This window comes from Methanocorpusculum sp. (assembly GCF_030655665.1).
Taxonomy (GTDB): domain Archaea; phylum Halobacteriota; class Methanomicrobia; order Methanomicrobiales; family Methanocorpusculaceae; genus Methanocorpusculum.
The window spans coordinates 1-15,977 of record NZ_JAUSPQ010000001.1 but is presented as its reverse complement, the minus strand read 5'-3'; the positions used below and the strand labels follow the sequence as shown (position 1 = coordinate 15,977).

The 15,977-nt window shown below is 49.6% G+C and carries 19 protein-coding genes; 13 read left to right on the top strand and 6 right to left on the bottom strand.

Going from position 1 to position 15,977, the window contains the following annotated elements:
* Positions 1-67 precede the first annotated feature (67 nt).
* Positions 68-904 carry a DUF63 family protein gene (locus Q7J08_RS00100; RefSeq protein WP_304909664.1) on the bottom strand — a complete coding sequence of 279 codons (837 nt, stop codon included), beginning with the start codon at positions 902-904 and terminating at the stop codon, positions 68-70.
* 14 nt (positions 905-918) lie between these two features.
* Between Q7J08_RS00100 and Q7J08_RS00095 the strand changes: the two genes are divergently transcribed.
* Positions 919-2,001, top strand: coding sequence for an NAD(P)-dependent glycerol-1-phosphate dehydrogenase (locus tag Q7J08_RS00095; protein WP_304909663.1), 1,083 nt, complete (start codon positions 919-921; stop codon positions 1,999-2,001).
* Between the two features lie 3 nt (positions 2,002-2,004).
* Positions 2,005-2,463 (top strand): UPF0179 family protein, encoded by a 459-nt coding sequence (locus Q7J08_RS00090; protein WP_304909662.1) that lies wholly within the window; start codon positions 2,005-2,007, stop codon positions 2,461-2,463.
* A gap of 4 nt (positions 2,464-2,467) precedes the next feature.
* On the opposite strand, the gene Q7J08_RS00085 is transcribed toward Q7J08_RS00090, so the two are convergent.
* The gene (locus Q7J08_RS00085; protein WP_304909661.1) at positions 2,468-3,319 is read right to left on the bottom strand and encodes an ADP-ribosylglycohydrolase family protein; all 852 of its coding nucleotides are present in this window, start codon (positions 3,317-3,319) and stop codon (positions 2,468-2,470) included.
* A gap of 254 nt (positions 3,320-3,573) precedes the next feature.
* Between Q7J08_RS00085 and Q7J08_RS00080 the strand changes: the two genes are divergently transcribed.
* Genes Q7J08_RS00080 through Q7J08_RS00035 form a run of 10 tightly spaced genes read left to right on the top strand, consistent with a single transcriptional unit; the run spans position 3,574 to position 10,592 of the window.
* Positions 3,574-3,837 (top strand): UPF0058 family protein, encoded by a 264-nt coding sequence (locus tag Q7J08_RS00080; protein ID WP_304909660.1) that lies wholly within the window; start codon positions 3,574-3,576, stop codon positions 3,835-3,837.
* A gap of 11 nt (positions 3,838-3,848) precedes the next feature.
* Positions 3,849-5,411 (top strand): tRNA uridine(34) 5-carboxymethylaminomethyl modification radical SAM/GNAT enzyme Elp3, encoded by a 1,563-nt coding sequence (locus Q7J08_RS00075; RefSeq protein WP_304909659.1) that lies wholly within the window; start codon positions 3,849-3,851, stop codon positions 5,409-5,411.
* A complete protein-coding gene (locus tag Q7J08_RS00070) occupies positions 5,408-6,550 on the top strand; it encodes a DNA primase small subunit PriS (protein ID WP_304909658.1) in 1,143 nt (380 codons plus the stop codon). Before Q7J08_RS00075 ends, Q7J08_RS00070 begins: the two co-directional genes overlap by 4 nt.
* Positions 6,551-7,243, top strand: coding sequence for a hypothetical protein (locus tag Q7J08_RS00065; protein WP_304909657.1), 693 nt, complete (start codon positions 6,551-6,553; stop codon positions 7,241-7,243). It begins immediately after the preceding gene.
* Between the two features lie 41 nt (positions 7,244-7,284).
* The gene (locus Q7J08_RS00060; RefSeq protein WP_304909656.1) at positions 7,285-7,563 is read left to right on the top strand and encodes a 50S ribosomal protein L44e; all 279 of its coding nucleotides are present in this window, start codon (positions 7,285-7,287) and stop codon (positions 7,561-7,563) included.
* 5 nt (positions 7,564-7,568) lie between these two features.
* Entirely contained in the window at positions 7,569-7,757 is a 189-nt protein-coding gene (locus tag Q7J08_RS00055) for a 30S ribosomal protein S27e (protein WP_304909655.1), read from the top strand.
* Positions 7,758-7,774: 17 nt separating this feature from the next.
* On the top strand, positions 7,775-8,548 hold the full coding sequence (locus Q7J08_RS00050) for a translation initiation factor IF-2 subunit alpha (protein ID WP_304909654.1): 774 nt from the start codon (positions 7,775-7,777) through the stop codon (positions 8,546-8,548).
* Positions 8,549-8,563: 15 nt separating this feature from the next.
* Positions 8,564-8,725 (top strand): RNA-protein complex protein Nop10, encoded by a 162-nt coding sequence (locus tag Q7J08_RS00045; RefSeq protein ID WP_304909653.1) that lies wholly within the window; start codon positions 8,564-8,566, stop codon positions 8,723-8,725.
* Positions 8,713-9,471 carry a proteasome assembly chaperone family protein gene (locus Q7J08_RS00040; protein WP_304909652.1) on the top strand — a complete coding sequence of 253 codons (759 nt, stop codon included), beginning with the start codon at positions 8,713-8,715 and terminating at the stop codon, positions 9,469-9,471. The genes Q7J08_RS00045 and Q7J08_RS00040 overlap by 13 nt, the downstream gene beginning before the upstream one ends.
* Positions 9,472-9,476: 5 nt before the next feature.
* On the top strand, positions 9,477-10,592 hold the full coding sequence (locus Q7J08_RS00035) for an endonuclease Q family protein (protein ID WP_304909651.1): 1,116 nt from the start codon (positions 9,477-9,479) through the stop codon (positions 10,590-10,592).
* Between the two features lie 23 nt (positions 10,593-10,615).
* Here Q7J08_RS00035 and Q7J08_RS09450 read toward each other — a convergent pair whose 3' ends face one another.
* Positions 10,616-12,154: a CBS domain-containing protein gene (locus tag Q7J08_RS09450; RefSeq protein WP_370651223.1), complete on the bottom strand. Its 1,539-nt coding sequence runs from the start codon at positions 12,152-12,154 to the stop codon at positions 10,616-10,618.
* A gap of 92 nt (positions 12,155-12,246) precedes the next feature.
* The gene (locus Q7J08_RS00020) at positions 12,247-12,726 is read right to left on the bottom strand and encodes an Hsp20/alpha crystallin family protein (protein ID WP_304909650.1); all 480 of its coding nucleotides are present in this window, start codon (positions 12,724-12,726) and stop codon (positions 12,247-12,249) included.
* Between the two features lie 138 nt (positions 12,727-12,864).
* Here Q7J08_RS00020 and Q7J08_RS00015 point away from each other — a divergent pair, with 138 nt between their 5' ends.
* Entirely contained in the window at positions 12,865-13,515 is a 651-nt protein-coding gene (locus tag Q7J08_RS00015) for a hypothetical protein (protein ID WP_304909649.1), read from the top strand.
* A gap of 20 nt (positions 13,516-13,535) precedes the next feature.
* On the opposite strand, the gene aglJ is transcribed toward Q7J08_RS00015, so the two are convergent.
* Together aglJ and Q7J08_RS00005 are read right to left on the bottom strand one after the other, a co-directional pair.
* A complete protein-coding gene (gene aglJ / locus Q7J08_RS00010; RefSeq protein ID WP_304909648.1) occupies positions 13,536-14,465 on the bottom strand; it encodes an S-layer glycoprotein N-glycosyltransferase AglJ in 930 nt (309 codons plus the stop codon).
* A gap of 6 nt (positions 14,466-14,471) precedes the next feature.
* The gene (locus Q7J08_RS00005; RefSeq protein WP_304909647.1) at positions 14,472-15,680 is read right to left on the bottom strand and encodes an argininosuccinate synthase; all 1,209 of its coding nucleotides are present in this window, start codon (positions 15,678-15,680) and stop codon (positions 14,472-14,474) included.
* Between the last annotated feature and the right edge of the window lie 297 nt (positions 15,681-15,977).

Genomic DNA, 15,977 nt, shown 5'->3' with positions numbered 1-15,977 from the left:
TGAAGGAAAACGGATGACGATCAGGAAAAAATGTTAAAAAAAGGAGGCGGGGTGAGATGTCGGGATCTTAGATACCGAGGACCATGCGCAGCACGTCCCGGAGACCCGGGGCAAGACCGACCACGATCATCGCGAGCAGCACCAAATGCCAGATACTGTCCATTCCCGGCTCTTTTCGGAATTTTTCCAGGACCCAGATGGCGGGGATCAGGACCACGATCTTCAGCGCGAACATCACATACGGTGTTCCCGTAAGATCGATCAGCGTGCTACCAAGAACATGCTGTTCGATGTATCCCTTGAACGCAAGGGCATAACTTGTCGCCGAGGCATCCAGCATATGACCGGCAATCAAAACCAGATACAATGGCTGATTGATATATTCCCAGCGTAAAATATACCTAAGGACCGCCCAGAGAGCTATGGCCGCCGCCGCCGCTATCAGGACGACCAGTATTCCCGCACCCACATCCACGTCGGTCGCCTGGGTAAAACCGAACCATACCAAAAATCCGGCTGTGATAAGAGATGAAATTACTCCGCCGAGCATGAATGGTGTCGTATATGACACAACGACCTTGTTCTTCTGCAGTTGGTAGGAGATAAACAACATCGCCATTGCAAAGAACATGGTAAGGAAATAGACCTGCGGGGTCACAAACAGGATCCACCAGGGTTCGGGGACCATCCCGGTATCCTCCACAACGCGGAGAAGCCCGCCAAGAATAATATAAGTAAGACCGGTGAGAATTAGGGGTGTATCGATCGCAATATTTGCCTTTTTCAGACAGCGGTAAAGTATATACAGTCCCACGAGCACTAATAATGCATACAATATCGTCTGGATGACCGTATATGTTGATCCTTCCAGTTCGACTATCCATTCATATAATTCATTAAACATATTGGATCACGACTATGAAAGCTAAGAATAATAGGATACTCAAGGATAAAACCTTTGACAAATCCCGGTGGATACAGATGCCGAGGGATGTAATCGCGGGGCATGATGCCCTTCTTCAGCTGCCCAACGTCATCACCGATCTGGGTATCACCGGTCCGCTTCTTCTTCTTTCAGGAAATACTACCATGCAGAACGTGGGCTGCAAGGTCCTCAGCCTTCTGGAAGGCCGTCAGGTGATCTCAGCCATCGTAGGGGAGATCAACTATGAGGAGATCGGACGGATCGAGGATCTTGCCCGGGACGCCGGGATCGTGCTGATCATCGCGGTAGGAGGGGGTCGGGTCATCGATACGGCAAAGGTCGTCTCCTACAATCTCGACATCCAGTTTATCAGTGTTCCAACAGCCGCTTCCCACGACGGTATCGCCTCATCGCGTGCTTCGGTGATGACCGATGGCGGCAATGTCAGTGTGGCGGCCCACCCTCCACTCGCCATCGTTGCCGACACGGGAATAATCGCGGGGGCTCCTCATAGGCTGATGGCAGCCGGTTACGCAGATATGGTTGCGAACTACACCGCGGTTCTTGACTGGGATCTTTCCAAAACAAAAACCGGTGAACAGGTCAGCGAGTATGCGATGACGCTTTCGATGATAACGGCGGAGCTGATGGTGGAAAACGCTGATAAGATCAAAGCTTTCGACGAGAATGCCGCCTGGATCGTCGTGAAGGCGCTGTTTGCCTCCGGGGTGGCGATGAGCATTGCCGGAAGCTCCAGACCGGCGTCCGGCGGGGAACATAAGTTTGCCCATATGATCGAACGGCTCGTTCCAGGCAAAGTCCTTCACGGGGAAGCCTGCGGGGTCGGGACGATCATCAGTATGATCATGCATGGGGGTGACTGGCAGAAGATCCGAAACTCCCTTCGGACGATCGGCGCCCCGACTACACCAAAAGAGCTGGGTGTTTCTGATGAGATCGTTATCGAGGCGATCATTCGGGCAAAAGAGATCCGGCCCGAACGCTACACGATTTTTGATGAAGAGATCACGCAGGATAGGGCGGCATGCCTCGTTGCCCAGCTGTATAAGGAGTAAATTATGGAAAAGGAAGAAACAATCGTGACCATTGTCGGCTCGGTCTTTGCCCATGAGGATGCCGAGTTCGTGTATGCAGGTAAAGCAGCCGAATGCGAAACATGTAAGGTAGCAAAGGTCTGCCACAATGCCAAACTCCATGAGGGAAAACGGTACCGTGTTGTCTCGGTCAGGAAAACGAAACATGACTGCGCCGTTCATGAAGGCGGGGCAAAGGCCGTGGAAGTTGCCGAAACGATTATCACGGCGGTGATTCCAACAAGTCAGGCAACACGCAGGACACGAATAACCTATACTCCTGTCTGCGACGATGTTTTCTGTAAAGGGTATGCCTTCTGTCATCCGGACGGTCTCGCGGATAATGGCAGATATGTGGTTTTGGAGGTCCTCGGTTCCTACACTGAATGTCCGAAGGGTACGAAGAACCTGAAGCTTGTTGAGATGCGTTCCGTTCCTACCTGATCCCTCATTTTTTCTCAGTGGAGCTACTTTCTGCAGCTTTATTGCTGAGCTGTTCGACGACCTGCGTGATCCTGTCCTTCAGGAGTAACGTGTCTATCCATTTTTGCGGTACACCCCACAAAATCCCGGCGAGTCCACCTGCTATACAGGCAATCGTATCCGTGTCTCCGCCTAAAACGCAGGCACGGCGGATCACATCAGTATATCCGTCCCCATCCCGAAAACAGGCGAGGGCGCATCTGGTTGTCTCGACTGGGTCAATGGAGGGTATAAGCTCTCCAGAGAGATACTTCGCCGGGATATCTGCCAGAACCTCGGCTTTTGATTTTCCCGCAGCCAAACTGGCAGCTGCTTTGGAAATTACTGCACAACAGTCTCCCGCATCCCTGTCATAATGCGTGAACGCCGAGGCTCTGCGGGCGGTCGTTTCAACATCATCCTGCATCACGAGACCGACAGGTATGGTCCGCATAACACTGCCGTTCGTTCTGCTCCCGCACGTGATATGGATGGAGTATACTGCCTCTTCGGGCGTGCATCCCTGTTCCAGAAGTGAGGTAATGGTCTTTGTTGTTCTGCCAAACGTGGTGTCATCTTCACGAAGGGTGAGGATGACCTTCTGGAGAAAAAGATCCCGGGTGAACTCTCCAGTTTCACAGAATGTTTCTGCAAGTGCGAGCATCATCAGCGTGTCGTCGGTGACCTCGCCTTTTTTGAGATCGAACTGCCCGCCTCCTGTCATCTCGACGTCTCTATTCTCATCCCTGTATGCCCCTTCAAATGATGATCCGAGAGCATCGCCGACCGCACAACCGAACAGCCCTCCGAAAATTCCTGCATACCGATCATCCTTCATTGTCATCACCTACACTGTCCTTACATATAAGGCTGTCTGAAAATCGCGTTTAACCGCGAGTCACGCGCCGAAAATTTGAGATAGATTCGGGTGTTATTTTTTAATTGAAGCAATATGGTGAATTTTCTCTCTGTCATTTAACCGAAAAACACAGCTTGTCATGAACTCTGATATAAATATGACGAGTAACCTATATGTGTCGATATGATAGACAAGAATAAGGAAGATTTTTTGATAAGAGGTGTTACAAAATAATGCAGAAAGAAGAGTTACTCCATTTACACATGCTGATGGTTCAGGTCAAGAAGTATTATGAATCCGTCTCCGGAAAAAGCGTTCACACTGCTGAATACGATGCATTGCAGATCTCGCCGATCCATATTCATAAAAATAAGAATCTGCATCGCGTTGCTCTTCTCACTCTAGGAAATGAGATCGTTTCCGAGATGAACTCCGCCCAGGCAACCCAGACTCCGTTTGTCCAGGAACCAAGCCAGACTATTGTTGCAGAACACTGATCTTATCACTAATGGAAGAGCACGCCATTTATCGTGAGATCATCTCACTCATTTTTTCCGATCCAAATCCGGATATCCAGCATATCAAACTCTCGGTCTGCCGCAGATATGCTCTTGACGTGATGCCGAAGAATTCCTCGATTCTCGCCGCTGCGAAACCTGAGGAGTATGAAGCCCTTCGCCGTGTTCTGATGATAAAACCGACACGGACACTCTCTGGTGTCGCTCCGGTCGCAGTGATGACATCTCCGTGTGCATGTCCGCACGGTAAATGTCTGCCCTGTCCTGGCGGACCTGATCATATTTTCAACTCTCCTCAGAGTTATACCGGAGAGGAGCCGGCGGCTCTGCGTGCACGTCAGAACGAGTATGACCCGTATCGTCAGGTGAACGCCCGCTTAGGACAGTTCAAACGTCTTGGGCATCACGTTGACAAAGCTGAACTGATCGTCATGGGCGGGACGATGACTGCCCGTGATCAGCAGTATCAGGAGTGGTTCGTTTCCGAGTGTCTTCGGGCCATGAACGAGTTCTCCGGAAAAAAATCCACTGCCGGATCCGTGAATGAGCTGATGCTCGAAAACGAAAAATCCGATGTCCGCTGTATCGCGACGACCTTTGAGACCCGCCCGGACTGGTGTCGTGAGGAGCATATCAATAAGATGCTCGAACTAGGTGTGACCAAGGTCGAGCTTGGGTTTCAGCACACCGATGATGAGCTCCTGTTGTTAAACAAACGCGGACACACAGTTTCGGATAGTGTTCGTGCAAACACTCTCCTTCGTGATGCCGGCATCAAAGTGGGCTTCCATGTAATGCCGAATCTGTATGGAAGCACTATTCCGCGTGACCGGGAGATGTTCGATCAGCTCTTCACCGATCCCAGATTTTGTCCGGATTTCCTGAAGATCTACCCCACATTGGTCACGCCCGGCGCAGAACTTGAAGAACTCTGGCAAAAGGGGGAGTATATCACGTATGATGAGGACGAGCTTGTCGATCTTCTTGCCTATGCAAAAAGCAGGCTTCCCGAGTATGTCCGACTCCAGCGGATCCAGCGGGATATCCCGGCAAAACTTATCGTTTCCGGATCGATTCATGGGCATATTCGTCAGATGGCGGCTGCCAGGCTGAAAGAGCAGGGGGGGAGCTGCCGGTGTATTCGATGTCGGGAGATCGGCCGCCGGCCAAGCAACGCCTGTGATGAAGAGAAAACACTGATATATCCCTGCTGTGGGGGGACAGAACATTTCCTTTCGACGGTCGCCGGCGAGTCACTGGTCGGTTTTATTCGTCTTCGGTTCCCCGGAACGGTGTTCAGACCGGAACTCGAGGGAGCCGCTCTGGTTCGGGAGCTTCATGTGTATGGCGAAATCGTCCCGCTCGGCGAACACGGCTCGGGAGCAAAACGTCAGCACAGGTCATATGGTCAGCAGCTTCTGTTACGTGCCGAAGAGACTGCACGTGAGGCTGGGTATACCTCTGTGGCTGTGATGAGTGGTGTCGGGGTCAGACCTTACTATCATAGACAGGGATATCAGCGTTTAGGTCCATATATGATTAAGAATCTATGAAACCTGCCACGCTCGAGTTTCTGAGGCAACGATTTTCCGCCTACTACAACGGAACCATTCAGGGAGCGGGCGCGGTGTATACGCCCGAGTCCCTGACCGAACGGGAATGGGGATTTCTTTTCTTTACAGAAAATCAGCGGTCCGGGATGCGGCGTCACATTTCTTTTACGTCATCTGAGGAACTCAATTCCTATATGAAAAATATGGTTCCCGCCCATGTGTATTACTCAACTGCGTATTATACTCACCCCGGGGCTGCCCAGATGGCAGATAAAGACTGGCTCGGAGCCGACGTAATCTTCGATCTGGATGCTGATCATATCGTCCGTGGTCCGTATGACGTTATGCTTGCACGGGTCAAAGAGGAGTTGTTCAAACTCATCGATATGCTCACAGACGAGCTTGGGTTCGCAAAACGTGATCTGCGTATCAACTTTTCCGGCGGGCGCGGGTATCATGTCCATCTCCCGCTTCTTTCCGTTCGGGGCTGGGATACCGCCGAGCGGCGTGAGCTGGTGAATTATGTTTCCGGGACTGGACTCTCTTTTGACAGTATGATGGTATCATCAAAGAAGTCGGGCTGGCAGGTCAGGTATCACGACGCGCTGGCGGATGAACTCTCCCGTATCGCGGCTCTGCCTCAGGAGGATGCATTTTCTTACCTGTCTGGGTTATCTGGCATTTCAACGAAGGATATGACTGGGTTTTTGAAAAATATCAAAACTACCCAGAAGACGCTTCAGGAAAAATCGGAAGTGCTTCTTGCAAACAAAGTGATCCGGGCGATCGCTAATTCAGAAAATGAACCCTTTCAGTCGGGTGTCCTCTCCCGCGCAGCCCAGGCTGACGAGCCTGTGACGACCGATGTGAAGCGTCTGATCCGTCATCCCGGCTCCCTCCACGGCGGCTCAGGTATGCGCGTGGTTCCGATTCCCATTGATCAGCTGGATGCGTTCGATCCGCTCATTGATGCGGTGGTGTTTGGTGAACGCAGTATCTCCATTGATTGTGCATTCAACATGTCCATGCCGATCCTTGGTAGCACCTACACACTGACCACTGGTCGTAACACCGTTCCTGAGGCACTGGGAGTTTTCCTCTGCTGCCGGGGGATCGCTGAGCTGTCCGGAGGTGTATAGATGGGCAGAATCAGCATTTCCGACCTGCATGGATACCTGATCGATGAGCGGAACACAGGTTCTCTTGCAGAGATCCCGCCGACGATATATGAGGAAATTCATGTGGACATCCTTGCGCTGTATAAACAGGCCGCCGCGCACGACGACCCATTTGGGGAAGGTGCGCAGAGTCTGTTGAAGGAGCGCGAAAGCCTGCGCGAATATATCCGTGACCTGTATTCGGTCAGGACCCGGAAAATCCTCGCACTTGCCCTGGCTCGGGCAAACGGCGAAGAAATCAACCGTGATGAAGTCAGGATGATGGTTCCGGGCGAGCGCATGTTGTTTGATGTTGTCTACGAATCCGCGGTCTCCTGCAGAAAGACTCTTTTAGATGGGAAACCAACATTAGAGACCACTGCATACCATTTCGTTCCAGCAGAGGTTTCGACCGAACAAGCTCCGGTCCAGTCGAAACCTGTGAACGAAACTCCGGATGAGTTGTGCGCAGATGAAGTGAACGTTACGTCCGCCGATGCCCCTGCTCCCGAGTCATACCGTGTGATAGCGGTATATGAAAATCTTCCAGAATTTCAGGATTATAGCGGACGAATTTACGCTCTTTCGCCAGGAGATGTCGTATCGCTGCCACCCCAGATGGCAGATGTTCTGTGTAAAGACAACAAAGCCTTAAGTATCAGGCTTCGCAAATAAGTATGGTATTTGGTATTCCCGTTTTAAAGGGGTAAATATTCATGAAGAAACCAGTAAAATTTAACACCTACTGCCCATACTGCCGGAAACACACCGAGCACGAGGTTGAGAGGGTAAAGAAAGGCAAGACGACCGGTCTCCACTGGATTGACCGTCAGAAAGCACGCCGCAGCAAAGTTGGTAACCGTGGTAAATTCGGCAAAGTTCCGGGAGGAGACAAACCGACCAAGAAGATCAACATGCGTTACCGGTGCAAAGAATGCGGTAAAGCCCACTTAAGAAAAGGTTTCCGTGCAGGCAAATTCGAACTTACGGAGTGAGTAATATGGTAAAAGCATCCCGAGAAACCCGGAGCAAGTTCCTGAAGGTAAAATGTCCGGACTGTGAAAACGAACAGCTCGTATTCGAGAAAGCGACCTCCGTTGTTGAATGTACCGTCTGCGGACGTGTCCTTGCAGAGCCGACCGGCGGCAAGGCTGTAATCAAAGCAGATATCGTAGCAACATTTGAATAAATCTGGAAAATTATCTAATGAGTGAAAGAGATTGGCCAATAGATGGAGAACTTGTCGTCTGCAGCGTTGCAGAAGTCAAGGACTTCGCGGCATTTGTAAACCTGGATGAATATGAAGGACGTCAGGGGTTAATCCCTATCGCAGAGATTGCCCGTGGCTGGATCAAACACATCCGGGATTACATCCGTGAAGGACAGAAGGTTGTCTGTAAAGTCCTTCATGTAGATGAACACCGTGGTCACATCGATCTTTCTCTCAAAGATGTCAATGAACACCAGCGCCGGGAGAAGATCCAGGACTGGAAGAATGAGCAGAAGGCACACAAGTGGATAGGGTTTGCCTCAACCGAGTCGAACGTCGACGTCAAGACGTTCGAAGAGGCGATGTATGCCGAGTTTGGATCGCTTTATGCTGCATTCGAGGCCATCGCTTTATATGGTGACGCAACACTCGCCAAATTCTCCCTGCCCCCTGAGGGGACCCTTGCTCTCGCAAAGGTCGCTTCCGAAAATGTCAAGGTCCCCAAGGTCACCGTCAGTGCGGTCTTGGAGCTGACCTCCACCAAACCCGACGGTGTAAACATTATCCGCCGTGCACTCCGGAGTGCTGAACCGAAAGTAGATGGTGCCGAGATCGAATTGCTCTATCTCGGCGCACCGCACTACCGGGTAAAAGTTGTTGCCCCGGATTATAAAACTGCAGAAAAAGCACTGATCAAAGCATCCGAAGCAGCGATCGGTGTAATGGAACGTGCAGAAGGTTCCGGCAAACTCATCCGGAAACAAAAGTAATATCTGGTGTTTTCTATGACGGGTCATATTCGTACATGCCCTGAATGTAACACCTACACTCTTTTTGTCACCTGTCAGAAATGCGGATGTCCAACGGTATCTGTCCATCCAGCTAAGTATTCTCCCGAGGATCCTTATGGTGAGTATCGAAGGAAGGTAAAAGCATGGAACAGGTAAATGTCAGATGGTATGTTGAGGATGTCTCGTCCCATTCATCTCCGGTCGTGATCGTTGGACTTCCCGGAGTCGGACATGTTGGAAAACTGGTTGTCGATCATCTTGTTCATGTTCTTTCAGCCGTGAAAGTTGCTGAGATCACTTCAACCCTGTTCCCTCCGCAGATGTATCTCTCAGATGATGCGGTCCTTCGCATGCCAAGAAATGAGCTATTTTTTGCGCCCGGTTCAGAGACCACTCCGTCTGTCCTCCTTCTCGCAGGAGATTGTCAGAGTACAACGCCTGAGGGACATTATAAGCTGGGTGATGCATATATTCGTGTCTTTGAGCTTCTGGGCGTGAAACGGATATATACTCTTGGTGGATACGGTGTTGGCCGTCTGGTGGAACAACCGCGGATTCTTGCCGCGCTTTCCTCCTCATCTTTGAAGGAAGAGGTTCTTTCTGCCGGCGCTGTTTTGAACAAAGACGAACCGGTCGGCGGGATCATCGGCGCTGCCGGTCTTCTGATTACCCTTGGCCGTCTGGTTGGTATGGAGGGGATTGCTCTGCTTGGCGAAACATCCGGATATCTGGTGGATCCTGTCAGCTCGACTGCCGTTTTGGATGTCTTGGAGAACCTTACTGGAATCAAAGCAGACCGGACCGATCTCACTGAGCTTGCCGGTCAGATGATGACCGAGGTTTCCGCTATTGCCTCCACGATCCAGCGAAACAATGCAGACGATCTGAGTTACATAGGATAATATCTATGCAGCGAAACGTGGATATGCATCTTCACTCCTGTTTTTCTATGGCGACGTCGCCGGAAATGGTTCCCCAAAAAATCCTTGCCGGCTGCCGGACAAAAGGTATCCATGTTGTTGGAAGCGGTGATGCTCTTCATCCCCGCTGGCGTGAGATGTGGGGGCCGTTTGTAGAGAATGACCTGGGCATCACGGTCGTTCCCCAAACTGAAGTAGAGGATTCCTCCCGTGTTCATCATCTGATCCTGATGGAAACCTTTGACCAGTTTGCTGAACTTCAGCAGCGTTTTACCTCTGCATGTAGTCATCTGACGACGGCAGGCCGTCCTCATCTGCATATGTCAGGAGAAGAGATCGCCCGTGAGGTACATGAACTCGGCGGGCTGATTGGCCCTGCCCATGCGTTCACCCCGTGGACTTCTCTCTTTGCCGCATTCGATCGTCCGTCCGACTGTTATGGCGAAGAGTCTATCGAGTTCTGCGAACTGGGTCTCTCAGCTGACTCGTCATATGGTGCCGGTATCGAAGAGTTTGTCGGCGTTCCTTTTTTGTCGAACTCGGATGCTCACAGTGCCGCGCCGGAAAAACTTGGACGCGAGTTCACGCGGATGGATCTTTCGTCTCCGTCGATAAGTGCTGTTCTTGAAGCGATAAAAAAAGGTTCGGTCGTGCTGAATGCCGGATTTTTCCCAGAGGAAGGAAAGTACAACCGTACTGCCTGCACGCGGTGTTATACTCAGTTCTCCCTTGCCGAAGCGGAACATTTTCACTGGAAATGTCCCCATGACAAAGGCAGGATTAAACTCGGTGTGAAGGAACGGGCTGAACAGCTTTCCACGATTCCGCCGACGGATCGTCCGCCTTATCTGAAGATAATTCCACTGGGTGATGTTATCGCGCGCGTTTTGGGAGTTTCCTCGCCAAACACCAAAAAAGCACGGGCACTTTATTCTGCATTCATCGAGGCATTCGATAATGAGATCGTCATTTTGCTCGAGGTGCCGTATGCCGATCTTGCCGAGGTATCACCCCAGGTTGCCGAGGCGGTATTGTCGATGCGTGAAGGCCGCGTCACGCTGATTCCGGGTGGCGGCGGCCAATACGGCTCGTTCACTCTCTGACAAAATATTCGCCGGTGTTTATCTTATGCGAGAAATGCACAGCGTGACTCGTCCATGATCTGCACATCATCAAGTGACCACAGACGCATGTTCCGTGAGGTCTTTTCGATACCGAGTTCTGTGTCCGAGTCGATGTCGATAAGATAGGCCTCCAGTTCCGGAACGCGCATCCTGTTGGCCGCGACTGCCCGGTGATGCCCGTCGATCAGGATGTATTTATCTCCGCGGTGAACGACGATCAGTGGCTCGGCAAGACCTTTTTTGATCTCATATGCTCTGCCGTCCAGTTCATCCATATACACTTTGGACTGGGTCGGAATAAGACTCTTGACCGGGACCATTCCACGTGACAGCAGAGGGGTCAATCCGTACAGGGTTTTCAGGGTAGTCATGTAATCGAACACTTTCTCCGGTGTCACCCGCTCGATTTGGGATCTGATCACATCTGCATTCGTTATGATGCCGACGAATCTCCCGTCCTTATCAACTACTGGGAGCTTCTGGACACAGAACCTGAACATCTTGCGTGCGACATCGGTCATACCTTCGTTAGGCTGGGTTTTGAGGATCACCGGCTGCATCAGGGGTGCGATACTGTCCGTCGCTTTTGCATCGATGATGTCCCTTGCGGCGATGAGGCCGACAACTTTTCCATTGCTTAATACCGGAAATCCGTCATGTGTTGTTGTTCGAATAAGCCCGATGACATCCTTGACCGTTTTTCCCGCGTCAAGACTGATCACATTCGTTGTCATATACTCTCTGACGAATTTCTTTTCTGTCGGGATCAGTTTCGGGTGCGTGGGCCGCACAAGAGATCTTTCAGGATTATCATCGATTTTGATGTCTTTTATCCGGAATATTTTCATGGAGTGTGCGGTTTTTTCGAGTCCTAGTTCGATGTCGGCATCCAGATACACAACATAAGCATCCAGCTCTTTTAATCCAAGTTTTTCAGCCGCGACCGCCCGATGATGACCATCCACAAGAATGGTTCGTCCTCCGGATTTCACCACGATGACTGGCTCTGCGAGATGTTTCTGGAGTTCATATGTTCTTCCCTCCAGTTCGTCCTGATGAACGGAACTTTGTGTCGGCTGAATATCTTTGACGGGGACCAGCTCACGCTTGAGGTGTGTTTCTACTCCATACAGGGCATGAAGTGCCCGCATAAAATTGAATACTTTCTCTGGTGTTACCCGCTCGATCTGCGATCTTATCACATCCATATTGGAGATGATGCCCAGAAGTTCGTTGTCGGGTCCGACCACGGGGAGTTTCTGGATACCTGTTCTGAAGATCCGCCGCGCCACCTCGGTGATCGTAACCTCGGGCCGTGCAGTGATCGGGTGGCGTGTCATCCGCAGTTCAACTTTCGTTGAGGGATGTTCACCGATGATGTCCCGTGCAGAGATATACCCTACAACTTTTCCAGCTCTGAGGACAGGAAAACCATCATGATCTGTGGTATGGATCAGGTGGATCACATCTCCTACCGTTCCGGACGCATCAATGCTTATAACATCATGCGTCATGTAGTCGCGGATCTGTTTTTTTTCCATCGCTTAAACCTACTATTCGTGAGCCTAGAACATCAATCTTGTTAAAAAAAAGGATTTTGTGGGGTGGGGTAATGACCCTGCAGTTTCTGGTGTCACTCGATTTCGATCGGTACACCTGGATCTTTTACAGATTTAGGGAGGGTGATTTCCATGATTCCGTTTTTGAACGAGGCTTTTGCACCTTCTGCGATGACTTCGACGGGCAGACGAATAATTCTCTCTCCTGCTCCGGATCTGCGTTCACGTAAATGATAGATGCCGGAGGCGTCAGTGTTTGAAACGTCACGATCATATTTCGTTTTGATCTGAAGAGTGGTTTCATTCAGAAGTTTTACCGAGACATCCTCTTTTTCGATACCGGGGAGGTCGCAGGTAATGATGATTTCTGATGGTGTTTCACAAAGATCTACGTAGAAATCACCGGTGATTCTCGGGATGGCATTTTTTGCCATCGTCTTGATGCTGTCGGAATGCGATGCAAAGCTTTCGGCACGCTCCTCCATTTCGGAGAAAAATGTGTCGAGTTCGGAACCTATTGTTCCAAAGCTGAATGGGTAAGATCTGATTGACATAGTATGTACCTTCTGTTATTTCATCATCCAATGTTATTTACTAATAGTAAGTCACAATAATATATATAGTTTTTCAAAGCAAAAATACGTATCGGAAGAGAAGATGTTTATGATATTACATCTTCATATTATAGCTAAATGGCAGTACAGACGAAGTCCAAATCTGAGGATAAAGGTCCGAAGAAGAAAATAAACTGGACGCAGGTCGGCGTTATCGGCTTTTGTGTCCTGATAGTGTTCATGTGCATAGTATCCTTTAGTGGTTTGCCGAATGCTTTTGGTAATCTCATCAACGGTGACGGTACAACTGGTACAGGTGCAGTTGTTGCAGGAAATCCCGTTTATGTTAATTACACCATGAATATTGGTGGTTCCGCAGTATTCGAGAATGCTATGGGATTTAATGCAGGATCAGAAGTGAATCAATCTCTTTACGTATCCATTGAAGGATATGATTACCCATTTGTAATCTATGCAACAGAGTTTAATCAGATATCATCCGGAGTTATTGGTCTTATACCTGGGGAAAGTAAGACTGTTGCCGGGTCCGGGTCTAATCTAGCGTATCAGTTAACTAAGGAAGAAGCTGAGACTTCTGGTCTGGTATTTGATGATATGAAAGTTGATGATAGGGTATTTATTACGGTAGAATATACCAACGAAGATGGCGAAGCAGCAAAAGCATATCGTGTATGTGTTGTTACTGCGAAAACTGATGACAGCCTGACTCTGCAGTATGGTACCGACACAATAGATATCAAAATGGTTGGTTACTTAACAACCAGCTAAAAAGTACTATTTTTTTTATTTTACTTTTTTTTCAGCTCTTTAAGATCAGCCCGAATCTGTTCCATTTCCATGATCTGTTCTCGGTGGTAGGCGAGGATCATGTCACTGATAAGTCCGATCATAAATGTCAAAATACCTGTTACAATCAAGAGCATTGTCAGAATGGTCATCGGCAGATGTTCGATTCCCTTAAACCAATCGATAAGAACATAGATGCCGGTGATAAAACCCGCGAGACCCAGGAGTATTCCAAGAACGCTGAAATGGAACAATGGATTGTTCATCTTCCCGTATCTGTTTATGGCCCTGATGATTTTGTATCCGTCACGGAATGGATTCAGTTTCGTGGGTGATCCGGGGCGCTTCTTGTAATACGTTGGGACGACTTCAAATCTGAGATTATGATGAACTACTGCTGAGCTGATCTCAGTTTCAATTTCAAATCCTGCCTCGGAGAGATTCATCTTTTCAATTGATTCTCTGGTGAATGCCCGATATCCCGAAAGAATATCGGTCATATAGACCCCGTGTGCCCATTTGAAAAACTTGTTCATTACTGTGTTTCCAAGATGGTTCAAACGGGTGAGTGCTCCTTGTTCAGAACTGCCGAGGCGATCACCAATTACATGGTCTGCCCGTCCTGACATGAGCGGTTCGAGCATCTGATCGGCGTATTCGGGGGGGTTAGTCCCGTCCCCGTCCATCATCAGAATATAGGGCTCGGTGATCTGCCTGAAAGCTTCGATCATCGCAGCACCTTTTCCTTTGCCGTTTTGGGTCATAACCCTGGCACCAAGCTTGGATGCAATTTCAGGTGTTCCATCTGAAGAGTGACCGTCGACGATCAGGATATTTCTGTAGCCGAGACTTTGCAGTTCCTCAATGAGTGGGCCGATCGTTGTTTTTTCATTGAGCGTTGGGATCAGCACGCAGACGTCGTCTTTATTCATTGTATGTTACTTATTCTGGAGCTGCCAGAGCATTCTGCCCTGGATACCGAAATATTTTGAGTAGCCTATCGCATCACGCTGATCGATGGTTGTTGAATCGAAGGAGACCATATCCATAGAGTAGATCGCATTCGGTGAGGTTCTGCCCAAGATGTGAAGACCGCCTTTATAGAGCTGGATATCTACGGTTCCGGTAACCCGTTCCTGGGTCTTGTCGATGAATGCATTCAGGTCATGATAGAGCGGTTCATGGATAAGTCCCATGTAAGCGAGCTCTGCCCACTGATCATCAACCATGTTCTTGAACTTCAGTTCTGCTCTGGAGAGGGTCAGTTTCTCGAGATCTTTGTGTGCTGTGATCAGAACGGTGGCTGCCGGGTGTTCGTAGTTCTCTCTGGCTTTCAAACCGAGAACACGGTCCTCGACCATATCGTTTCTGCCGACACTGTGTTTTCCGGCAAGCTTGTTGAGGCTAACGATCAGCTCGACGCCGTTCATCTTTTTGCCGTTCAGTGATGTCGGCACACCGTTTTCAAATCCGATGGTGATGACCTCCGGTTCGTTTGGCGCATCTTTCAACGCTACTGTCCAGTGATAAATCTCCTCAGGCGGGTGGTAATCAGGTTCTTCAAGGCGGCCGCCTTCGATGCTGCGGGACCAGATGTTTTCATCAACACTCCATGGTGTGGACTTTTTTACCGGGATCGGGATATTGTTCTGTTCTGCGTAATCGATTTCCCATTCACGGGTCATATTGTGTTCACGCATTGGAGCAACGATGTCAAATCCATGCATGCGGAAGATGTAATCGAATCTGAGCTGATCGTTTCCTTTTCCCGTGCATCCGTGTCCGATTGCAGCCGCATTCTCCTTTTTTGCGATCTTTACGATCTCTTCGGCGATGATCGGACGGGCGAGGGATGTTCCCATCGGATATCCTTCGTAAAGCGCGTTTGCCTTGATTGCCGGGAAGACATGGTTTTTGACAAATGCATCCTTAAGATTAACGGTGTAATGCTTGTCAGCGATGAGATTTCCTTTGTCGGTCGCCATCTTGACTTCGCTTTCGGGCTGACCAACATCTGCCGCGACCGTGATCACACGGTCGTATCCGTACATGTTCTTCAAAATAGGAACACAAATTGAGGTGTCAAGACCTCCGGAAAAGGCGAGGACAACAGTGCCTTTCCCTGTTTTCTCATTTGTATCTGTCATAAGAGTCTCCGATAAATACTGAATAGTATTTGTGTGCGGGAGATATTCAATACTGTGGCTTGCAGGAGTGGTTTCATTTGTGGTTTGTCAAATGAATCCCCTGTTAATTTGGTTTGATTAAAATAGGACTTACGCGGTGTTCTTTCCCCATAAAACTTAGAAGAATCGCAGTTCCTTGTCTAACTCGTTCATTTTCATATAGACTGCCCTTCTGCCCGTACTCATCTTTTGCTCAAAGAACGACATATTCTTCATGACCCTGATCCATTCCATGCGTATAAACGCCCTGATCGCCAG